The 21,454-nt window shown below is 63.9% G+C and carries 18 protein-coding genes and 1 tRNA gene; 10 read left to right on the plus strand and 9 right to left on the minus strand.

The window, feature by feature from the left end:
• The 10 genes from doeB to QN085_RS03875 all read left to right on the plus strand — a co-directional run bounded on the left by doeB (nucleotide 1) and on the right by QN085_RS03875 (nucleotide 11,724).
• Entirely contained in the window at nucleotides 1–1,020 is a 1,020-nt protein-coding gene (gene doeB / locus QN085_RS03830) for a N(2)-acetyl-L-2,4-diaminobutanoate deacetylase DoeB (RefSeq protein ID WP_013970850.1), read from the plus strand.
• Nucleotides 1,021–1,056: 36 nt separating this feature from the next.
• The gene (locus tag QN085_RS03835; protein ID WP_013970851.1) at nucleotides 1,057–2,523 is read left to right on the plus strand and encodes an NAD-dependent succinate-semialdehyde dehydrogenase; all 1,467 of its coding nucleotides are present in this window, start codon (nucleotides 1,057–1,059) and stop codon (nucleotides 2,521–2,523) included.
• 12 nt (nucleotides 2,524–2,535) lie between these two features.
• Nucleotides 2,536–3,921 (plus strand): aspartate aminotransferase family protein, encoded by a 1,386-nt coding sequence (locus tag QN085_RS03840; RefSeq protein ID WP_031324445.1) that lies wholly within the window; start codon nucleotides 2,536–2,538, stop codon nucleotides 3,919–3,921.
• Nucleotides 3,922–4,046: 125 nt separating this feature from the next.
• A complete protein-coding gene (ycaC, locus tag QN085_RS03845; protein WP_023661083.1) occupies nucleotides 4,047–4,667 on the plus strand; it encodes an isochorismate family cysteine hydrolase YcaC in 621 nt (206 codons plus the stop codon).
• A gap of 229 nt (nucleotides 4,668–4,896) precedes the next feature.
• The gene (gene ppk2 / locus QN085_RS03850; RefSeq protein ID WP_003256373.1) at nucleotides 4,897–5,715 is read left to right on the plus strand and encodes a polyphosphate kinase 2; all 819 of its coding nucleotides are present in this window, start codon (nucleotides 4,897–4,899) and stop codon (nucleotides 5,713–5,715) included.
• A 35-nt stretch (nucleotides 5,716–5,750) separates the two neighbouring features.
• The gene (locus QN085_RS03855; protein ID WP_013970854.1) at nucleotides 5,751–6,947 is read left to right on the plus strand and encodes a monovalent cation:proton antiporter-2 (CPA2) family protein; all 1,197 of its coding nucleotides are present in this window, start codon (nucleotides 5,751–5,753) and stop codon (nucleotides 6,945–6,947) included.
• A 39-nt stretch (nucleotides 6,948–6,986) separates the two neighbouring features.
• Entirely contained in the window at nucleotides 6,987–8,084 is a 1,098-nt protein-coding gene (locus QN085_RS03860; RefSeq protein ID WP_013970855.1) for an AI-2E family transporter, read from the plus strand.
• A gap of 13 nt (nucleotides 8,085–8,097) precedes the next feature.
• A complete protein-coding gene (locus QN085_RS03865) occupies nucleotides 8,098–9,618 on the plus strand; it encodes an efflux transporter outer membrane subunit (protein ID WP_041506268.1) in 1,521 nt (506 codons plus the stop codon).
• Entirely contained in the window at nucleotides 9,615–10,712 is a 1,098-nt protein-coding gene (locus tag QN085_RS03870; RefSeq protein ID WP_024086253.1) for an HlyD family secretion protein, read from the plus strand. Before QN085_RS03865 ends, QN085_RS03870 begins: the two co-directional genes overlap by 4 nt.
• Nucleotides 10,702–11,724, plus strand: coding sequence for a DUF2955 domain-containing protein (locus QN085_RS03875; protein ID WP_015268935.1), 1,023 nt, complete (start codon nucleotides 10,702–10,704; stop codon nucleotides 11,722–11,724). The genes QN085_RS03870 and QN085_RS03875 overlap by 11 nt, the downstream gene beginning before the upstream one ends.
• Nucleotides 11,725–11,813: 89 nt before the next feature.
• On the opposite strand, the gene QN085_RS03880 is transcribed toward QN085_RS03875, so the two are convergent.
• The 9 genes from QN085_RS03880 to QN085_RS03920 form a co-directional block, all read right to left on the minus strand.
• Nucleotides 11,814–13,526 (minus strand): SulP family inorganic anion transporter, encoded by a 1,713-nt coding sequence (locus tag QN085_RS03880; protein ID WP_041506266.1) that lies wholly within the window; start codon nucleotides 13,524–13,526, stop codon nucleotides 11,814–11,816.
• A 289-nt stretch (nucleotides 13,527–13,815) separates the two neighbouring features.
• Nucleotides 13,816–14,916 (minus strand): redox-regulated ATPase YchF, encoded by a 1,101-nt coding sequence (gene ychF, locus QN085_RS03885; RefSeq protein WP_013970895.1) that lies wholly within the window; start codon nucleotides 14,914–14,916, stop codon nucleotides 13,816–13,818.
• 23 nt (nucleotides 14,917–14,939) lie between these two features.
• Nucleotides 14,940–15,524, minus strand: coding sequence for an aminoacyl-tRNA hydrolase (pth, locus tag QN085_RS03890; RefSeq protein WP_008099045.1), 585 nt, complete (start codon nucleotides 15,522–15,524; stop codon nucleotides 14,940–14,942).
• Between the two features lie 79 nt (nucleotides 15,525–15,603).
• Nucleotides 15,604–16,197 (minus strand): 50S ribosomal protein L25/general stress protein Ctc, encoded by a 594-nt coding sequence (locus tag QN085_RS03895; RefSeq protein WP_013970896.1) that lies wholly within the window; start codon nucleotides 16,195–16,197, stop codon nucleotides 15,604–15,606.
• Between the two features lie 121 nt (nucleotides 16,198–16,318).
• A complete protein-coding gene (locus QN085_RS03900) occupies nucleotides 16,319–17,260 on the minus strand; it encodes a ribose-phosphate pyrophosphokinase (RefSeq protein WP_003247410.1) in 942 nt (313 codons plus the stop codon).
• A gap of 47 nt (nucleotides 17,261–17,307) precedes the next feature.
• Nucleotides 17,308–17,382 (minus strand) — tRNA-Gln (locus QN085_RS03905).
• A gap of 20 nt (nucleotides 17,383–17,402) precedes the next feature.
• A complete protein-coding gene (ispE, locus tag QN085_RS03910; protein WP_013970897.1) occupies nucleotides 17,403–18,263 on the minus strand; it encodes a 4-(cytidine 5'-diphospho)-2-C-methyl-D-erythritol kinase in 861 nt (286 codons plus the stop codon).
• Between the two features lie 3 nt (nucleotides 18,264–18,266).
• On the minus strand, nucleotides 18,267–18,884 hold the full coding sequence (gene lolB / locus QN085_RS03915; protein ID WP_013970898.1) for a lipoprotein insertase outer membrane protein LolB: 618 nt from the start codon (nucleotides 18,882–18,884) through the stop codon (nucleotides 18,267–18,269).
• A gap of 4 nt (nucleotides 18,885–18,888) precedes the next feature.
• Nucleotides 18,889–20,610, minus strand: a complete 1,722-nt coding sequence (locus QN085_RS03920; protein WP_013970899.1) for a tetratricopeptide repeat protein — start codon at nucleotides 20,608–20,610, stop codon at nucleotides 18,889–18,891.
• Nucleotides 20,611–21,454 lie beyond the last annotated feature (844 nt).

Here is a 21,454-nt window from a genome sequence, read left to right on the forward strand (position 1 = left end):
ATGAATGCAATCGCTCAGGCCGCCGCCACGGTGGCCAACCCGATCACCTGTACCTTGGATTTCGAGCAGGACGGTGTGCAGCACGGCTTCCTCAAGCTGCCGTACTCGCGTGACGACTCGGCCTGGGGGGCGGTGATGATTCCGCTGACGGTGGTCAGGAATGGCAGTGGCCCTACTGCCTTGCTCACTGGTGGCAATCACGGTGATGAGTACGAAGGCCCGGTGGCGCTGAGCAAGCTGGCTCAGCAGCTGCAGCCCGAGCAGGTAAACGGGCGGGTGATCATCGTGCCGTTCATGAACACACCGGCGTTCCAGGCGGGCACCCGTACTTCGCCGATCGACCGGGGCAACCTCAACCGCAGCTTCCCTGGCCGGCCTGATGGCAGCGTGACGGAAAAGATCGCCGATTATTTCCGGCGCACCTTGCTGCCGTTGGCCGATATCGTCCTGGACATCCACTCCGGTGGTCGCACCCTCGATTTCCTGCCGTTCGCTGCATGCCATGTGCTGCCCGACAAGGCCCAGCAGGCCCGCTGTGAAGCCGGCATGCAGGCCTTCGCCGCGCCCTACAGCATGCGCATGCTCGAGCTGGATGCGCAGGCGATGTACGACACCGCGGCAGAAGAGCAGGGCAAGGTGTTCATCACCACCGAACTGGGCGGTGGTGGCACCTCCACGGCGAAAAGCGTGGCCCTGGCGGAGCGCGGCGTGCGCAATGTGCTGATTCACGCCGGCATCCTTGCCGGCGAAGTGGAGCAGGGCGAGACAACCCTGCTGGACATGCCCGATGGCGATTGCTTCATCGCCAGCGAGCACGACGGATTGCTGGAGATGTGCCGCGACCTGGGCGAAACGGTCAGCCAGGGCGAAGTGATCGCCCGTATCCATGACATCCGCCGCACCGGCAGCGCCCCGGTCGAGTACCGCGCCCGACGCAATGGCTTGCTCGCAGCCCGGCACTTTCCCGGCCTGGTGCAGTGCGGCGACACCCTGGCGGTGATAGCCGACGTACTGGCCTGAACCTGGCGCCACGACAACGAGGTATGGAGAACAGTCATGTCACACCACTACCCATTCAACAGCCTGTGCCACGTCGATGGCCAATGGCTGCACAGCCACAGCGGCAACAGCATCGCCGTGCATGACCCGGCCAACCGCCAGGTCATCGGCCATGTGCCGCTGCTCGACCACGAGCAGATCGTCGCCGCGGTGGATGCCGCCCAGCGGGCTTTCCCGGCCTGGCGCCAGCAGAGTCTGGACAGCCGCGCTGCGCTGTTGCGGCGCTGGGCTGAATTGATGCTCGAGCACCAGGAGGCTCTGGCGCGCATTCTCAGCGAGGAACAGGGTAAGCCGCTGGCCGAAGCACGCGGTGAAATCGCCTATGCGGCAAGCTTCATCCCCTGGTTTGCCGAGGAGGCCCGGCGCCTCAACGGGCAGACTATCCCCAGCCATATTCCGGGTGCCCAGCTGAGTACGCTGAAGGAGCCCGTCGGGGTCTGCGCGCTGCTCACCCCGTGGAACTTCCCCAGTGCCATGATCACCCGCAAGGCGGCTGCGGCGTTGGCGGCCGGCTGCACGGTGGTGGTCAAGCCGGCCCACGAAACACCGTTTTCGGCGCTGGCCCTGGCCCAGCTGGCAGAGGACGCCGGCTTCCCGCCGGGGGTGTTCAACGTGGTAATCGGCGAGCCGCAGATGGCCATGGAAACCCTGGTGTGCGACAGCCGCGTGCGGGCGGTCAGCTTCACCGGCTCGACCCGTGTCGGCAAGCTGGTGCTGCAAGCCGCGGCTCAGGATGTGAAGAAAGTGGCGCTGGAGCTGGGCGGCAACGCGCCGTTCATCGTCTGCGCCGATGCCGACCTGGAGCTGGCCGTGCGGGTGGCCGTGGCCGCCAAGTTCCAGACGTCTGGCCAGGACTGCTGCGCGGCCAACCGGATCATGGTGCAGCGGCCGTTGTACGAAGCATTCCTGATGCGTTTCGCCGAAGCGGTGCGGGCGCTGAAGGTTGGCCCGGCGATGGTCGATGGCGAGGAGACGGCGGCAGAGGTCGGCCCGTTGATGCACCAGGCCGCCTTCGATGCCACCCAGGCCCGGGTCGAGGACGCCCTGCAGCGTGGCGCCCGGCGCCTGGTCGGTGGCGAGGGCCATGCGCTGGGTGGCTGGTTCTTCCAGCCGACGGTGCTCGCCGATGTCACGCCGGCGATGCGCATCTACCAGGAAGAAAACTTCGCGCCGATTGCCGGGGTCATGCCGTTCGACACGCTGGAGCAGGCCATCACCATGGCCAATGACACCGAGTACGGCCTGGCTGCCTACATCGTCGGCAACCGCCTCGATGTCGTGCACCCGCTGGTGCGCCGGCTCGACCACGCGATGGTGGCGATCAACGGCGTCAAGTTCACCGGCCACCCCATCCCGTTCGGCGGCATGAAGGCCTCGGGCCTGGGCCGCGAAGGCGGCAGTGAGGGCTTCGAACCCTTCGTCGAAACCAAATACGTTTGCTTGCACCACCACGGTCAGTTCTAAGGAGTGTTTGCCATGAGCCAAGATTTCAGCCAGCTGTTCGAACAGGACCGCGCCCACTTCATGCACCCTTCGACCCACGCCCATGATCACGCCAGCGGCGCGCTCAAGGGCCGGATCATCACCGGTGCCGAGGGCATCCGCCTGCGTGACCATGAAGGCCGCGAACTGATCGACGCCTTCGCCGGCCTGTACTGCGTGAACATCGGTTACGGGCGTACCGAGGTCGCTGACGCCATCCATCGCCAGGCCAAGGAGCTGGCGTATTACCACACCTACGTCGGCCACTCGACCGAAGCGATCATCGAGCTTTCCAGCCGCATCATCGACTGGGCGCCGGCCGGGATGAAAAAGGTCTATTACGGCCTGTCGGGGTCCGATGCCAACGAGACCCAGGTCAAGCTGGTGCGCTACTACAACAACATCCTCGGTCGTCCACTCAAGAAGAAGATCATCTCTCGCGACCGCGGCTATCACGGCTCGGGCATCATGACCGGCAGCCTTACCGGCCTGCCCAGCTTCCACCAGCATTTCGACCTGCCGGTGGAAGGCGTCAAGCATACGGTCTGCCCGCACTGGTACCGCAAGGCACCGGCCGGCATGGATGAGCAGGCCTTCGTGCGCTATTGCGCCGACGAGCTGGAGCAATTGATCCTGGCCGAAGGGCCCGACACGGTCGCCGCGTTCATTGGCGAGCCGCTGATGGGCACCGGTGGCATCATCGTGCCGCCCAAGGGCTACTGGAAGGCGATCCAGGCCGTGCTCGATCGCTACGACGTGCTGCTGATCGCCGACGAAGTGGTGTGCGCCTTCGGCCGCCTGGGCTCGAAGATGGGCAGCCAGCGCTACGACATCCGCCCGGACCTGATCACCACGGCCAAGGGCCTGACCAGCGCCTATGCGCCTCTGTCGGCAGTGATCGTTGGTGAGAAGGTGTGGAACGTGATCGAAGAAGGCTCGCAGAAGGCCGGCCCGATGGGCCACGGCTGGACCTACTCCGGGCACCCGATCTGCGCGGCGGCGGCGCTGGCCAACCTGGATATTCTCGAGCACGAGAACCTGACCGAGAATGCCGAAGTGGTGGGGGCATACCTGAACCGGCGCATGCGCGAAACCTTCGAAGGCCACCCGCTGGTAGGTGAAGTACGGGGTGACGGCATGCTTTGCGCAATCGAGTTCATGGCCGATCGCGAGGCGCGTACGGCGTTCGACCCGGCGTTGAAAGTCGGGCCACAGGTGTCGGCAGCGTGCCTTGAGCGCGGGATGATCGCCCGGGCCATGCCGCATGGTGACATTCTCGGTTTCGCACCGCCGTTGGTGCTGAACCAGGAGGATGCCGAGAAGATCGTCGCCATCACCAAGGTGGCGGTCGATGAGGTAGCTGGCAAGGTGCTCGGCTGAGCATTGCAGGGGCCGCCGTGCGGCCCCATCGCCGGCCTTGGCAGGCGAACCGACTGACGGTCCCATCCACCTTTCATCCTTGCCTACGCTGATATTCCCAACCCGCTAACGCAAGGAAACCCGTCATGGCCTTCCAATACAAGCGTCTGGACAAGAACAACGCCGCCGTGCTGCTGGTCGACCACCAGACCGGCCTGCTCTCGCTGGTAAGGGACATCGACCCCGACCGCTTCAAGAACAACGTCCTGGCCCTGGCGGACCTGGCCAAGTACTTCAAGCTGCCGACCATTCTCACCACCAGTTTCGAGACCGGCCCCAACGGCCCGCTGGTGCCCGAACTGAAAGAGCAGTTCCCCGACGCCCCGTACATCGCCCGGCCTGGCAACATCAACGCCTGGGACAACGAGGACTTCGTCAAGGCCGTCAAGGCTACCGGCAAGAAGCAGCTGCTGATCGCCGGCGTGGTGACCGAAGTGTGCGTGGCCTTCCCGGCACTGTCGGCGCTGGAGGAGGGCTTCGAGGTATTCGTCGTCACCGATGCCTCCGGCACCTTCAACGAACTGACCCGTGACTCGGCCTGGCGGCGCATGGAGGCCGCCGGAGCGCAACTGATGACCTGGTTCGGCGTGGCCTGCGAGCTGCACCGTGACTGGCGCAACGACATCGAAGGGCTGGGGACCCTGTTCTCCAACCATATTCCGGACTACCGCAACCTGATGACCAGCTACAACAAGATGGCCAAGTAATCCGGCCTTGAAGGCACCCCGTACCCTGTGGGAGCGGGTTCACCCGCGAATGCGTCGGTAGCTTCAATGACGCATTCGCGGGTAAACCCGCTCCTACACCCACCCCGGAACACTCACCAGCACTCGTAGAATCAATGAGATAGAGGCAAGCCTGCGAAATCCATAAGCGAAGCGGCAAACTGCCATGGATCGACCATACTGACTCTTCATTCGCCCTCAGGAGAGTGCCATGTCGAAGTCGTCCAGGAAGAGAGACCCCAAGGACCAGCCGGAGAAACTGGGCGGCAAGGCGTACGAGAAGGAGCTCAAGCAGCTGCACGTGGAGCTGGTGAAGCTGCAGGAATGGGTGGTGGCCAAGGGCCTGAAGGTGTGCATTGTCTTCGAGGGCCGCGATGGCGCCGGCAAGGGCGGTACCATCAAGGCCATTACCGAGCGCGTCAGCCCGCGAGTATTCCGCGTGGTGGCGCTGCCGGCGCCAACCGAGCGGGAAAAGAGCCAGATGTATGTGCAACGCTACCTGGGCCACCTGCCTGCCGCGGGCGAGGTAGTGATCTTCGACCGCAGCTGGTACAACCGCGCCGGTGTCGAGCGAGTGATGGGCTTCTGCAGTGAAGAGCAGAGCAGCAAGTTTCTCACCGTGGTGCCGCTGTTCGAAAAGATGATGGTCGAGTCGGGGATCATCCTCATCAAGTACTGGCTGGAGGTCAGCGCCGAAGAGCAGACCCGCCGCCTGCAGGACCGCATCAACGATGGCCGCAAGCTGTGGAAGCTGTCGCCGATGGACCTCAAGTCCTACACACGCTGGGATGAATACACCCGGGCCCGCGACGAAATGTTCGCCGCCTCCGACTCGTCATGGGCACCGTGGTTCATGGCCCATTCCAACGACAAGCGCCGTGCCCGGCTGAACATCATCAGCCATCTGTTGACGCGCATTCCCTACAAGGACATCACCCGTGACGGGCTGGTGAAATTGCCCAAGCGCGGCAAGATCGGCAAATACAAGGCCGTCAACTACCCGTTCAAAGTCGTCGAAGAGCGTTTCTGATCTCTCCCCGCGGGGAGCAGCGAGGGTGCGAGCCTATGCCACATGATGGCAGCCTGTTGCAGGCGACGGTGGTGTTCCTGCTGGCCGTGGTGCTTCTGGTACCGCTGGCGCAGCGTTTGAAAATGGGGGCGGTGCCCGGCTATCTGCTGGCGGGCATCCTGATAGGGCCATCGGTATTTGGCCTGCTGAACAACCCGGATAACGTGGCACGCCTGTCGGAGATGGGTGTGGTGATGTTGCTGTTCGTCATCGGCCTGGAGCTTTCGCCGCGGCGTTTGTGGGGCATGCGCCGGGCGCTGTTTGGCGTCGGCTCGCTACAAGTGGGCCTGAGTGCTGTAGTGCTTGGCCTGCTGGCGTACTGGCTGTTCGGCCAGTCGAAGCCGGCTGCCATCGTGCTGGGCCTGGGCCTTGCGCTGTCGTCAACTGCGTTTGGCCTGCAGGTACTGGCCGAGCGCAAGGACCTGGGCAAGCCGCACGGCCGCCTGGCCGTGGCGATCCTGCTGTTCCAGGACATTGCCGCGATCCCGCTGATTGCCGTGGTGCCGCTGCTCGGTGGTGATGTCAGTACCGCCGACGAAGGCGCCTGGCCGGTGTTGGCGGTGGTGGTTGGCATAGGTGTGCTGATCATCTTTGGCCGCTACCTTTTGACCCCTGTCTTCAAATGGACAGTCGGTTCTGGCCTGCCCGAGCTGTCTACCGCTACCGCCCTGTTGGTGGTGCTGGGCACCGCCTGGGTGATGGAGCACGTAGGTGTGTCCATGGCGTTGGGGGCGTTTCTGGCGGGCGTCCTGATGGCCGAGTCGCCTTTCCGCCACGAACTGGAAACCCAGATCGAGCCCATCAAGGGGTTGCTGCTGGGGCTGTTCTTCGTTGGCGTGGGAATGAGCGCCGACCTGCGCCTGCTGTTCGGCATGCCGTTAATGGTGCTGGGGCTGACCCTGCTGCTGGTGATGATCAAATTGCCGCTGCTTTATGGCCTGGGCCGCACCGCAGGTGGGCTCACCCAGGCCCAGGCGCTGTGCCTGGGCGTGGTGCTGGCGTCTGGCGGCGAGTTTGCCTTCGTGGTGTTCAAGCTGGCGTTGGATCATCAGGTGCTGGGGCAGCAGGTGCATGACCTGCTGGTGCTGGCCATCACCTTGTCGATGGCGGTAGTGCCGTTGGTAATGATGGCCCTGGCGCGGCAGTTGCGTGACGACAGCCCCACACCGGCAGCCCCTGAAGCGGGCCACTGAATCGCGCCACATGGCGCACCTGGAGTTCGGAGGTGAAGCATGCAACCGGGTATCAAGATGGACAGCCGCCTGTCGCGGGGCTTGCTCGATGTGCTCATCAAGGCCGGCCTGGTGGCTGCGCTGGTGATATTCGCCTTCCAGACGTTCCAGCCGTTCCTGGAGCTGATGCTGTGGTCGGTGATCCTGGCGGTGACCTTGTACCCGTTGTATTGCCGCATCCAGCGCCGCACAGGGCTCAAGGACGGGCTTTCGGCGACGCTGGTCGTTCTGCTGGTACTGGTCGTGCTGCTGGTGCCGATCTACCTGGTGGTGATGTCGATCGGCGAATCGGTGGACAGCCTGGTGACGCTGCTGAAAAGCGGGGCCTGGACCGTGCCGGCCCCTCCCGACTCGGTGGCGGCCTGGCCGCTGATCGGGCCGAAGGTGCATGCCTTGTGGCTGGCCGCCTCGGAAAACATGGCCGGTGTGCTGAACCAGTGGATGCCCCAGCTCAAGGGTGCCGGGCGCACGGTGCTGGGGGCTGCAGCCAGTGCGGGCGGCGCGTTCCTGCTGTTCATCGCGGCGATCATCGTCTCGGGCATCATCATGGCGTTCGGTGACCGCGGCGAAATCGCGGCGCAGCGCATTGCCATGCGGGTGTCGGGGGAGGAGCGCGGCAAGCCATTGGCCAAGCTGTGCACCGCCACCATTCGCGCGGTGGCCCAGGGCGTGATCGGCATTGCCTTCATCCAGATGCTGCTGATCGGTGTCGGCTTCGTCATCAAAGGGGTACCGGGAGCGGGGATGCTGGCAATCGTCATCCTCATGCTGGGGATTGCCCAGGCACCGGCCACGTTGATAACGGTGCCGGTGATCATCTACATCTTCAACGTCGAAGGCTTTACCGTGGCGACCATCATTTTCGCCATCTACACCTTCGTCGCCGGGCTTGCCGACAACGTGCTCAAGCCGCTGCTGCTGGGGCGCGGGGTGGACGTGCCGATGCCGGTGGTGCTGATCGGGGCATTGGGCGGCATGGTGGTCAAAGGCATCATCGGCCTGTTCATCGGGCCGGTGATCCTGGGCGTCACTTATGTACTGTTCTGGCAGTGGGTGGCGCTGCAGGTGCCGGAAAATCCCGTCGAACCGTCGGCGTAAGCCAAGGCCTGCCATGCCCGGACGCTTCTGTGGTTTTGCACTGAGCCTGGCTGCCGCGTTGGTGGGCTGTACCCAGGTCGGCCCGGATTTCCAGCCGCCGCAGGACCCGTGGCTGGGTACCTGGAATACCCCGCTGCTGGAGCAGGCCGGGCAGCAGGCCGCGGCGCCCGACCTTCGTCAGTGGTGGGCCGTGTTCGCCGACCCTGCCCTGGATGCCTTGATCGCCGAGGCCGATGCCAATAACAGCAACCTGCGCGTGGCTGGTTTGCGCGTTGCCGAAGCCCGCGCCCAGTTGGCCATCGTGCAGACCGGGCGTTATCCACAGCTGCAGCAACTGCGCGCGCAGAGCCTTTACCTGAAGCAGGATCAGTCCGGCACCGCCACCGCTCGCGACTCGGTGTTCTGGCAATCCAGCGCGGGCTTCGACATTGGCTGGGAAATCGACTTCTGGGGGCGCTTCAGCCGCGCCATCGAAAGCGCCGACGCCGTCTACTTCGCCTCCCAGGCCAATTACGCCGATGCCATGCTGCTGTTGCGTGCGCAGGTGGCCGACACCTACTTTGCCCTGCGCACCGCCGAGGCGCGGCTGGATATCGCCGAAGAAAACGCCCGCCGCCAGGCGCGCAGCCTGGAGATAACCGAGCGGCTGTTCCGTCATGGCGAAAACGACGAACTCGACTGGCAACAGGCGCGCACCCAGTACCTGGCTACCCAGGCCACCATCCCCGAGTTCCAGAACCAGCTCAATGCCCTGCGCAACGTGCTGTGCTCGCTGCTGGGCCGCGCGCCCGGGCCGCTGCCACAGCTCGATGCCGGTCATGGCCAGTTGCCGTTGCCGGACCGTGCCGTGCTGCAGGATGTGCCCGCCCGCCTGCTGCAGCGCCGCCCGGACATCCGTGCCGCCGAGCAGGCGGTAGCGGCGCAGTCGGCGCTGGTCGGGGTAGCCGAGGCCGACCTTTATCCACAACTGAGCCTGTTGGGCAGCATCGGCTGGAGTTTCGTCACGGCCAATCATTTGCCCGATACCTTCGACATCGCCGCCGGGCCCAGCCTGATCTGGAACCCGTTCGACTACGGCCGACGCAAGAACGCTGTGCGCGTGGAAGATGCCCGCTTGCAGCAACTGATCGAGCTGTATCACCAGGATGTGCGCGAAGCCGCCCGTGAGGCCGACGATGCCGCCAGCGGGCTGGTGCGCTCGCTGCAGAGCGCAAGTATCCGCGACCAGGCCTCGCAGGCCGCGCAGCGCTCCCTGAACCTGGCCAGCTCGCAGTACCGCGAAGGCTTTGCCGACTTCCAGCGCGTGCTCGACGCCCAGCAACTGCTGCTGCAGCAACAGGACGGCTATCTGGTCAGTCGCGGCAATGCGGTCAGCAGCCTGGTGACGCTGTACAAGGCCCTGGGCGGCGGCTGGGACGCCAGCCGCGCACCGATCGACCCGACCACCCGCCAGCAGATGCAGCAACGCACCGACTGGGGTGAGCTGCTTGACGAACCAGGCCCCAGCGCACATGCACAAGGTGAAACGAAATGAGCGACACCACGCCGACGCCATCCCCGCCAGCCCCCGATCGCGGCATGCGCTGGGTGCTGCTGCTGATTGTCGTGAGCCTGCTGTGGTACCTGCTGGCCGATCGCTTCACGCCCTATACCCAGCAAGCCCGCCTGCAGGCCTACGTGGTGCCGGTGAGTGCCGAGGTGGCTGGGCAGGTGAAGCGTGTGGCGGTGGGCAACAACCAGGAAGTGCGCAAGGGCGATGTGTTGTTCGAACTGGACCAGGAGCAATATCGCATCGCCCTGGCCCGAGCCGAAGCCGACCTGGACACGGTACGCCGGCAGATCGGCGCCCACACCGCTGGCATCGACTCGGCCCAGGCGGCGCTGGTGGCGGCCCAGGCCAACGAGCGCAAGGCCCGGCAGGACGCCGAGCGGCTCAAGCGCCTGATCGATGAAGACCCGGGCACGGTGTCGGTGCGCCGCCTGGAGGGCGCCCAGGCCACCCGCGACCAGGCCATCAGCCAGGTGGCCGCAGCCCGTGCCGAAGTTGAGCGGGCCCGTGAGCAGCAGGGTGGGGCGCAGGACGACAACGCCCAACTGCGCAGCGCGGCGGCCAATGTGGAAAAAGCCCGGCTGGACCTGGCGCGCACCATGGTACGCGCCGATGCAGACGGGTTGATCACCGACCTGCGCACCGACGTTGGCCACTATGTTGGCGCCGGCAGCCCGATGATGACCCTGATCGCTATCCATGACGTGTGGATAAGTGCCGACATGACCGAGAACAACCTAGGTCGGCTGCGCCCTGAAACCCCGGTGCTGGTAGTGCTCGATGCGCTGCCCGGCACGGTGTTGAAGGGGCGCATTCGCAGCATCGGCTACGGTGTGAGCGTAGGCCAGAGTGCCCCGCCAGGTACGTTGCCGACCGTACAGAACAGCCGCGAGTGGCTGCGCTCCGCACAGCGCTTCCCGGTTATCGTCGAACTGGAGCGTGACCAGTTGCAGGACAAGACCGTATTGCGGGTCGGTGGCCAGGCCGAAGTCATGGCCCTGCCAAGCGAGGGCAACCCATTGAACCTGCTGGGCCGGCTGTTCATGTGGCTGATGAGCTGGCTGTCGTATGCCTATTGAACTACGCCGCCTGCGTGCCCTGCGCCTGGCCTGGGGCGTGGCGCTTTGCCTGGCGGTGAGTTTCGGCATCGGCTTGCCGGTACCGATCCTGGCGCCGGTGTTCGCGGTGTTGTTGCTGGCCATGCGCAGCCAGCCCTTGCCCCTGCGTGCGGCACCGGCCTTGGCGGTGCTGGTGCTGCTTGCCTGCGGCAGCGGGCTGCTGCTGATTCCGCTGCTGCGCCATGCCCCGGTAAGTGGAGTGTTGCTGGTGAGCGTGGGGGTTTTCCTTACCTTGCGTTATGCACTGAAAGGCGGCAATGGCCTGTTGGCCAATTTGCTGGTTATCGGCCTGACCATGATCGCTGCCGCCGGCACCAGCGACTTCAGCCTGGCGCTGTCGGTGGTCGAAGCGCTGGCCAAAGGCATGCTGCTGGCGGTGCTGGGCACGGCAGCGGCGCATGTGTTGTTTCCCGAGCCGGCCGATGCGCCGGCGCAACCGGCACCGCCTCTGCTCGACAGTGACCAGGTGAGCTGGGTTGCCTTGCGTGCTACGTTGATCGTCATGCCGGCCTTCCTGCTGGCGCTGATCGCCCCGGACCAGTACATGCCGCTGATCATGAAGGCAGTGAGCCTGGGGCAGCAGGCCGGTGAGACCCGCGCACGGCATGCCAGCCGCGAGCTGATCGGCTCGACCTTGCTGGCCGGGTTGCTGGCGATATTGATGTGGGGCGCGTTGAGCCTGTTCGTGCACCTGTGGATGTTTTTTCTGTGGGTGCTGCTGTTCGTCCTTTGGCAGGGGCGCAGGCTCTACCGTGCGGTGGATACCAGGCAAAGCCCGGCGTACTGGGTGAGCTGCCTGACGACCATGCTGATCTTGCTGGGGCAGTCGGTGCAGGACAGCGCGGGCGGGCAGGATGTGTACCGCGCCTTTGCCGTGCGCATGGCGCTGTTTCTGGCGGTGTCGGTGTATGCCAGTGCCATGCTGATCTGGATCGACCGGCTTCGGATGCGGCGTGGGCTTCTTCGCGGGTGAACCCGCTCCTACAGGTATCGTGTTGCCCATGGGATCACGCAATTCTTGTGGGAGCGGGCATGTCCGCGAAGAGGCCAGCCCAGGAAAACCTAGGGCTTCCAGTCAACCCCACTCTCTTCCAGGTAGGCATCCACCGCTGCCCCAACAGTGGGATGAAATGCCGACTCCCCCATATGCTCGAACAACTCGAACTGCCGCATCTTGTCCTTTACCGGGTCCTTCATCTCGGCAAACTGCAACTCCACCCCCCGCGCCTCCAGCGCCCGGTCCAGCTCGGCCAGCATGTCCGCCGAGGTGATATCGATGCTGGTCACCGGCTCTGCCGCGATCACCAGCCGTTGTACCGGGGTAGGCGATGCATCCACCGCCGCCATCACCGTGCTCTGGAACTGTTCGGCATTGGCAAAGAACAGCGGGGCATCCCAACGCAGCAGCACCAGCCCCGGAATGCGTCGGGCCTGTGGATAACGCTGCACATCATGGTAACCGCGGGTGCCATCCACCCGTCCCAGCACCGCATGATGCGGCCGCCAGCCGTCCCACAGGAATTCGATCACCGATATAGCCACGGCAATGCAGATACCGGGAATGGCCCCGAATACCGCTACGCCGACGAAGCAAGTGAACGACAGCCAGAATTCCCATTGCTGCATGCGGAAGATGCGCTTGAGGTCGGCGAACTCGAACAGGCCCAATGCTGCGGCAATCACCACTGCCGCCAGGGCGCTGTTGGGCAGGTGTTGCATCAGGTTGGGCGCCACCAGCAGCAACAGGGTCACCGCCAGCGCGCCGATAATACCGGTGAGCTGAGTCTGCGAGCCGGCCGCTTCGGCCACGGGGGTGCGCGATGAGCTGCTGCTGATGGGGATGCCCTGGAACAGCCCCGAGGCCAGGTTGGCCACACCCAGGCCGAACATTTCCTGGTTGGGGTTGACCGGGGCCTTCATGCGCGCGGCGTATGAACGTGACAGCACACTGGTATCGGCGAACGACACCAGCGCTACTGCGATGCCACCGAGCAGCACCTCCACCAGGTCGATATCGCTGACCCAGGGGAACACGAAGCTGGGTAGCCCCTGGGGCAGTTCGCCGAGCACTTTCACGCGTTGCTGGTCGAGCCCCAGCAGGCTCACCGCCAGCGTGGCCAGCACCACAGCAATGAGAATGCCCGGCAAACGCTTGAACGGCTTGAGCAGCAGGATCAGCGCCAGGCTACCGCCACCGACCACGAAGCTTGGCCAATGGCCCTGGCCGGCGAGCAATGCCTGGATCAGGTTCCAGGTATCCCGCAGTGGGCCCTGGCTGTCGACCGACAGGCCGAACAGTTTGGGCAACTGGCTGATCAGCACCGTGAGGGCGATGCCGTTCATGTAGCCATAGCGGATCGGCTTGGACAGCAGTTCGGTGATGAAGCCCAGGCGCAGCAAACCGGCGATCACACAGAACGCCCCGGCGACCAGGGCCATCATGCTGGCGATGGCGATTGCCCGTTGCGGGTCGCTGGCGGCGTACTGCACCACCACTGCCAGGATCGGCGCGGCCAGCGCCGAGTCCGGGCCCAGCACCAGGATGCGGCTGGGGCCGAAAAGGGCGTAGGCCAGCAGCGGGATGATGGTGGCGTACAGGCCGTAGATGCCAGGTACGCCGGAAGCTTCGGCATAAGCGATACCCACCGGCACCAGCATGGTGGTGAGCACCAGGCCGGCGGCGATGTCCCTGGGTAGCCAGGCGGGTTGGTAGTGGAGCAGGGTGACCAGGCCGGGTAACCAGCGTTGCCAGTCGAGGCGGGTTTTTTCGGGCATGGGGCGTGCGTCCAGGGGAGGGTGCTGAATCACAGCTTAGATGCTGAATTCCGGGGCCGCTCTGCGGCCCTTTCGCGACACAAGGCCTTTGATGCAATGTCCAGAAAATGCGTGGTAGCTGTGGGAGCGGGCATGCCCGCGAACACCGGCGCAGCCGGTGCCAGGCACCGCGTTGGATTCTTCGCGGCTAAAGCCCACAGGGGGAGCGTGCCGCTTGCCAAATGCCAGAAAAAACAAAACCCCTTGAGGCGTTGGCCTCAAGGGGTTCGTGGGTACTGCAGTCTGGCGCTTAGACGTTGAAGCGGAAGTGCATCACGTCACCGTCCTTGACGATGTAGTCCTTGCCTTCCAAACGCCATTTACCGGCTTCCTTGGCACCGCTCTCGCCCTTGAACTGGATGAAGTCGTCATAGGCCACCACTTCAGCGCGGATGAAACCTTTTTCGAAGTCGGTGTGGATCACGCCAGCGGCCTGTGGTGCGGTGGCACCGACGCGTACGGTCCAGGCGCGTACTTCCTGCACGCCGGCAGTGAAGTAGGTCTGCAGGTTCAGCAGCTCGTAACCGGCGCGGATAACGCGGTTCAGGCCAGGCTCTTCCAGGCCCAGGGCCTCAAGGAACATATCCTTCTCTTCACCGTCTTCCAGTTCGGCGATTTCCGCTTCGATCTTGTTGCACACCGGCACCACTACCGCGCCTTCTTCCTCGGCGATGGCCTTGACCACGTCCAGGTGCGGGTTGTTGTCGAAGCCGTCTTCGGCCACGTTGGCGATGTACATGACCGGCTTGCTGGTCAGCAGGTGGAAGCCGCGGATGACCGCCTTGTCTTCGGCGCTCATGTTCTTCATCAGGCTGCGCGCTGGCTTGCCTTCGGTGAAGTGCGGGATCAACTGTTCGAGGATGGCCTTCTGCGCCAGGGCTTCCTTGTCGCCGCCCTTGGCGTTGCGGGCAACCTTCTGCAGTTGCTTCTCGCAGCTGTCGAGGTCGGCGAAGATCAGCTCGAGGTCGATGATCTCGATGTCACGCTTGGGGTCGACGCTGTTGGAAACGTGGATCACGTTCTCGTCTTCGAAGCAGCGCACCACGTGGGCAATGGCGTCGGTCTCGCGGATGTTGGCGAGGAACTTGTTGCCCAGGCCTTCGCCTTTCGAGGCACCAGCCACCAGGCCGGCGATGTCGACGAACTCCATGGTGGTCGGCAGGATGCGGTTTGGCTTGACGATTTCAGCCAGTGCATTCAAGCGCGCATCGGGCATCGGCACGATGCCGCTGTTAGGCTCGATGGTGCAGAAGGGGAAGTTCTCCGCCGCGATGCCAGACTTGGTCAGGGCGTTGAACAGGGTGGACTTGCCGACGTTGGGCAGGCCGACGATGCCGCAATTGAAACCCATGGGTATTCCCCTCTCTAAGGAAATCAGGCCTTCTGGCTGTGCAGCTCGCGCATCGCCTTGGCGAAGTCGCCGGCAAGCACGTCCGGCAGCACGCCGAGGGCAAAATCGATGCTGGCGTCGAGCTTCTCCTGCTCGGCGCGCGGCGCGCGGCCCAGGACGAAGTTGGAGACCAGTTTGGCGTCACCCGGGTGGCCGATGCCAAGCCGCAGGCGGTGGAAGTCGTTCTGGTTGCCGAGCTGCGCGATGATGTCGCGCAGGCCGTTGTGCCCACCATGGCCACCGCCGCGCTTGAGCTTGGCGACGCCCGGGGGCAGGTCGAGTTCGTCATGTGCCACCAGGATCGCTTCCGGCTTGATGCGGAAGAAATTGGCCAAGGCCGCCACGGACTGGCCGCTACGGTTCATGTAGGTGGTGGGGATGAGCAGACGAACGTCGTTGCCCTGATGGCTGAACTTAGCCGTCAGGCCGAAATATTTGCGGTCAGCGGTCAACGAGACGCGCTGGGCGCTGGCAATGCGTTCAACGAAAAGAGCCCCTGCGTTATGCCGGGTCTGTTCGTATTCGGGGCCGGGGTTACCCAGGCCGACGATCAACTGGATGGCGGTCACGTCAGGGGCTCTTCCTTGGAGTTGGTGGGTTACAGGGCGCGCGGCACTGTAACCCGATCAACGCCGGCGCGCGAGTGGATTACTCGGCAGCGCCTTCTGCTTCTGGAGCAACGCGTGGAGCGTGAACGTTGGCAACAGCTTTGTCATCACCGTGGGCCAGAGCTACGAACTCTACGCCTTTCGGAGCTTTCAGGTCCGACAGGTGGATGATGGTGCCGATTTCAGCGTTGGCCAGGTCGACTTCGATGAACTCAGGCAGGTCTTTGGCTTCGCAGGAAACTTCGATCTCGGCTTCTACGTGGGAGATCTCGCCGCCTTTCTTGACCGGGGCTTCTTCATTGATGAAGTGAACCGGTACCTTGGCGGTCAGTTTCTGGCCAGCAACGACGCGAACGAAGTCGGCGTGCATGATGAAGCCTTTGGCCGGGTGGCGCTGCAGAGCCTTGACCACGACGTTTTGCTTGGCGCCGTCGACGTTCAGTTCCAGAACGTGGCTGAAGGCAGCCTCGTTTTCGAACAGCTTGGTGATTTCCTTGGCCAGGATGGTCAGGGACTGAGCGTCCTGGTTACCACCGTAGACAACGGCTGGGATGTTCGCGGAGTGACGCAGGCGGCGGCTCGCACCTTTCCCCAGGTCAGTACGCGCTTGGGCGTTCAGAGTGAATTCGGTCATTTTGTTTCTCCAAAGTAGCCCCCCGAGGGCGTTTGCGACCAGCGCCAACGGGGATGGCAAAAAAGCCCCGCCCCAACAACCAGTGTTGGGGCGGGGCGCTTTTCGTCAGCGTGTGTTCCGCTTAGCGGAACATCGCGCTGATCGATTCTTCGTTGCTGATGCGGCGGACCGCTTCAGCGACAACCGGTGCGATATCCAGCTGGCGGATACGGTCACAGGCTTGAGCAGCGGCGGACAGCGGAACGGTGTTGGTCACCACCAGCTCGTCCAGTACCGACTTCTCGATGTTCTCGATCGCGCGGCCCGACAGGACAGGGTGCGTGCAGTAGGCGTAAACCTTGGCAGCGCCGTGTTCTTTCAGGGCTTTGGCCGCGTGGCACAGGGTGCCGGCGGTGTCGACCATGTCGTCTACCAGGATGCAGGTGCGCCCTTCGACGTCGCCGATGATGTGCATGACCTCGGAGTGGTTAGCCTTCTCGCGGCGTTTGTCGATGATACCCAGGTCGACGCCCAGGGACTTGGCAACGGCACGTGCGCGCACGACACCACCGATGTCCGGGGAGACGATCATCAGGTTCTCGAAACGCTGGTCCTCGATATCGTCGACCAGTACGGGCGAGCCGTAGATGTTGTCGACCGGGATATCGAAGAAACCCTGGATCTGGTCAGCGTGCAGGTCGACGGTGAGTACACGGTCGATACCTACGACAGTGAGCATGTCAGCGACGACTTTGGCGCTGATGGCTACACGTGCCGAACGCGGACGGCGGTCCTGGCGGGCGTATCCGAAGTAAGGAATCACGGCGGTGATTCGGGATGCTGAGGAGCGGCGGAAGGCGTCGGCCATCACTACCAGTTCCATCAGGTTATCGTTGGTCGGGGCACAGGTCGGCTGAATAATGAAGACGTCTTTACCGCGGACATTCTCATTGATCTCAGTGCTGATCTCGCCGTCGGAGAACTTACCGACAGAAACGTCACCGAGAGGGATATGCAGCTGACGTACGACACGCCGAGCCAGATCGGGGTTGGCGTTCCCCGTAAAGACCATCATCTTGGACACGCGCAGTACCTGAAGGCTGAGGGTAACCTGGATGAGTATAAGGAAAATGGCAGGGGCGGCTGGATTCGAACCAACGCATGGCAGGATCAAAACCTGCTGCCTTACCGCTTGGCGACGCCCCTGTATCTGTTGCTGCGAACGCTTATGCGCTCGACTTCTTGACCAGACTTTGCAGCTTGCGATGCAACATCGAAACGTTGCTTCCTTTCGCCACAAACCCTGTTTGGGTCGCTGAAAGAAGGGCCAGAACTTTATCAGCTTCGGCTTTGCTTGGGAAGGCCCCAAACACACAACTTCCAGTACCGGTCAGTCGAGCCTCAGTGAATTTACCCAGTGAATTCAACGCATTGCGAACTTCCGGGTAACTCTGCTCTACCACCGGTTGGCAGTCATTTCGACTGTTTCCCTCGGGAACGGGGCGCATCTTAAGGGGGAGCGAATCACGTGTCAACTGTGGATGTGAAAAAATTTCTACTGTGCTGACAGACACTTGCGGCACAAGCACGACATACCACGGCTCTTCCGGGTCGACCGGGGTCAATTGTTCACCCACGCCCTGGGCGAATGCCGCGTGGCCGCGCACGAATACCGGTACGTCGGCGCCCAGGCTCAGGCCTAGTGCGGCCAGGCGGTCTTCGTCCCAGTCCAGTTGCCACAGGTGGGCGAGGGCCAACAGGGTAGTGGCGGCATCCGAGCTGCCACCGCCGATGCCGCCGCCCATGGGCAGCACCTTGGTCAGCCAGATATCGGCGCCCAACGTCGTGCCGGATTGTTCCTGCAGCTTGCGCGCAGCACGCACGATCAGGTTGCTGTCATGCGGCACTGCTTCGATCTCGGTGTGCAGGCGGATCACGCCGTCGTCACGCACGGCAAAGCTCAGTTCGTCGCCGTGATCGAGAAACTGGAACACGGTTTCCAGCTCGTGATAGCCGTCCGCACGGCGGCCGATGATGTGCAGCCACAGGTTGAGCTTGGCCGGAGCGGGCAGGGTTAGGGTCTGCATGTATCAGTGCCCCAGCTGGCGGGGCTGCCAGTCCTTGACCACCAGTGTCACGTCGAGGTCCTTGCCGTGCAGCTTCATACGCTCGGGCAGCCAGTAGCCGTTCTGTTCCGTGTAGCTCAGGTATTGCACCTGCCAGCCGTCCTGGTCGAGGCTGGCCAGGCGGCTGTCGCCGTCCAGGGTCAGCTTGCTCTTGCTGTCGGGGGCCGGCAGGCCGCGGACCCACCAGACCAGGTGCGAGACCGGCAACTGCCAGCCCAGTTGTTCTTCCAGCAGGGCTTCGGGGCTGAGGGCCTCGTAGCGGCCCTGGTTGGCCACTTCCAGTACCACGCCGCCGGGGCGGCCGGTCAGGCGAGCGGCGCCACGGCCCAGCGGGCCGGCCAGGCGAATGTCGTAGTAGTCCTGGCGTTGCAGCCAGAACAGCGTGCCGCTGCCGGAGTCGCGCGGGGCACGGATGCCGACCTTGCCGTTGATCTGCCAGCCATCGAGGCTGCTCAGTTGCTCTTTATGGGCGCGCCACTGCTGCGGGTCGCCGTGGCCCTGCAGGGCCTCGCGACTACCGAAGCCGGCACAGCCGGCCAGCAGGGCGATCAGGGTGAAGGTAATGCAATGGCGCAGGAACATGGCGTTAGAGAGTCTCGGATCCGGTCAGGCGCAGGATGGTCTTGCGCAGGATGGGGCTGTCGGCCTGGGCTTCGAAGCCCTTGGCCCAGACCTGGCGGGCTTCGCGGCGCTTGCCGTTGGCCCATAGCACTTCGCCCAGGTGGGCGGCCACTTCGTGGTCTGGGAAGCTGGCAAAGGCCTTGCGCAGGTAGGTTTCAGCCTCGTCGAGGTTGCCCAGGCGGTAATTGACCCAACCCAGGCTGTCGAGCACCGCCGGGTCATCCGGGGTCAGCTGATGGGCCTTGTCGATCAGCGCCTTGGCTTCGCTGTAGCGGGTAGTGCGGTCGGCCAGGGTGTAGCCGAGGGCGTTCAGGGCCATGGCGTTTTCCGGCTCGCGGGCGATGATGGCGCGCAGGTCTTTTTCCATCTGCGGCAGGTCGTCACGCTTTTCCGCCAGCATGGCACGGGTGTACAGCAGGTTGAGGTCGTCCGGGTAGCGCTGGATGGCTTGCTGCAGCACCTGGCTGGCCTGGGCGTCCTTGTTGTTGTTGCTGTAGCTTTCCGATTCGATCAGGAACAGCTGTATGGCGTAGTCCGGCTGGGATTCGCGGGCATCGGCGAGCAGGCGCGAGGCTTCGGTACCACGGCCGTTGGCAATCAGGATGTCGGCCTGGCGCAGCTGCGCCGGCAGGTAGTCGGGGCCCGGGCCGACCAGGGCGTATTCACGCAGGGCGCCTGCAGGGTCGTGGCGCTCTTCGCGGATGCGGCCCAGGTTCAGGTGCGCGGCGTCGACGTTGCTGTCGCGTTCGATCAGCTCCTGCAGGTAGCCCTCGGCTTCATCCCAGTCCTTGTTTTCCAGGCACACCAGCGCCAGCGAATAGCGCAGCTCGTCGTCCTCGGGGTATTGCTGGACCAGGCTGAGGAACTCGCCCTTGGCATCGGCGATGCGGTCCTGTTCGACCAGGGTGCGCGCGTAGGTCAGGCGCAGGCGCTTGTCGTCCGGGTTGTCGCGAATCGCCCCGCGCAGCAGTGGCAGGGCCTCCGGGCCGCGGTCCAGGGCTTGCAGCAGGCGCGCGCGCAGCAGGACCGGGGCGACTTCGCCGTTTTGCGGCGGGTGCGACTCGAGCAACTCCAAGGCTTCTTCGGCCTTGCCGTCCTGGTTCAGCAGCAGGGCCTTGCCGAACACCAGCTGGCTGTTGTCCGGGTACTTCGCCAGCAGGCGTTCGAAGCTTTGCAGCAAGCCGTCGCGGGTGCTCTGGTCGGTTTCGGCGGCGGACAGAGCGAGGAAATCGAAATGGGTGTCGCCTTGGCCCTGCAGGACCTTTTCCATGTAAGTCATGGAGTCGTCATAGCGGCCGGCGCGGGCCAGCTGGATGGCTGCGGCGCGCTGGGCGTCGAGGTTCTGCGGGTCGTTGCGGGCCCAGACCAGGGCGTTGTCCAGTGCCGGTTCGTCGGCGCCGAGGTATTCGGCAATGCGGTAGGCGCGCTCGGAAACCCCGGGGTCCTGGGTTTTCGCGGCCTGGTCGGTGTAGTTGGCCAGGGCGATGTCGAAGCGGTTGCGCTGGCCGGCCAGTTCGGCCACCAGCAGGCTGTAGAGCGTATCCTGCTTGAACGAGCCATACACCACGGGTTTTTCCGCCTCGCTCTTGCCGGCCTCGGCGACGGGAGGCTCGGCCTTTTGCGGGGCCAGGCTCTGGCAGCCCTGGAGCAGGGCGAAGGCAAGCAGCAATGCGTATGGTTTGTTCATAGAAGGCTTTAAGAGGACTCACCGGCGGTCGGAGCATGATGACACAAGCGCGGGGGCAAACCCACCTGCGAAGGTATGAAGCTGCGCTTCGCTTATGCAGACCGCGCTGTGCCCGCGGGGTTCGCCGCAGAGCCTGCCACGGCGCCCAGAACACAGAATTCTTGCTCTTGCTCTTGCTCTCGCTCTTGCTTCTAAGCGCGCGATAGTTCAGGCGCCGCCGATTGCGACTTCAGGAGGCCGAGCGAAGGGACTGCGGAGGGAGGTGACGGGCATGGATGCCCGTCAAGCGCTGAGGCCCCATGGATGGGGCCTGCAGCGCGTACTCCCGGGAGCAGGCCCGTAGCGAGGGGACCCCGGAGCGCAGCGCAGGGGCAGGATGATGGGAGCCGACGGTTTTTGGTTCCTTTTTGCCACGACAAAAAGGGACCCGCCGTAAAGGCGGAAAGGTGACTTTGCGCCACCATCGCGAATGAATGCCTACTCGATGTGAATGCCCGCATCCAAAAAGCCAAAAAGCTTAAGCGACGGTTTTGATATGGCGAACAGTCCGTTTGCGATGGCGACGCTGACTCACCTTTTCGCCCTTACGGCGAGTCACTTTTTGCCAAACGCGGCAAAAAGTAACCAAAAAACGCTGCGCTCCCATCATCCGGCCCCTGCGCTGCGCTCCGGGGTTCCCTCACTCCGGCCTTGCTCCCGGGAGTACGCGCTGCAGGCCCCATCCATGGGGCCTCAGCGCTTGACGGGCATCCATGCCCGTCACCTCCCTCCGCAAGACCTGCGTTCGGCCTCCTGAAGTCGCGAAGATCAAGATCAAGATCAAAAGCCAGATCAAGAGCCAGAT

The organism is Pseudomonas sp. M2(2023), from assembly GCF_030263955.1.
GTDB lineage: Bacteria > Pseudomonadota > Gammaproteobacteria > Pseudomonadales > Pseudomonadaceae > Aquipseudomonas > Aquipseudomonas asiatica.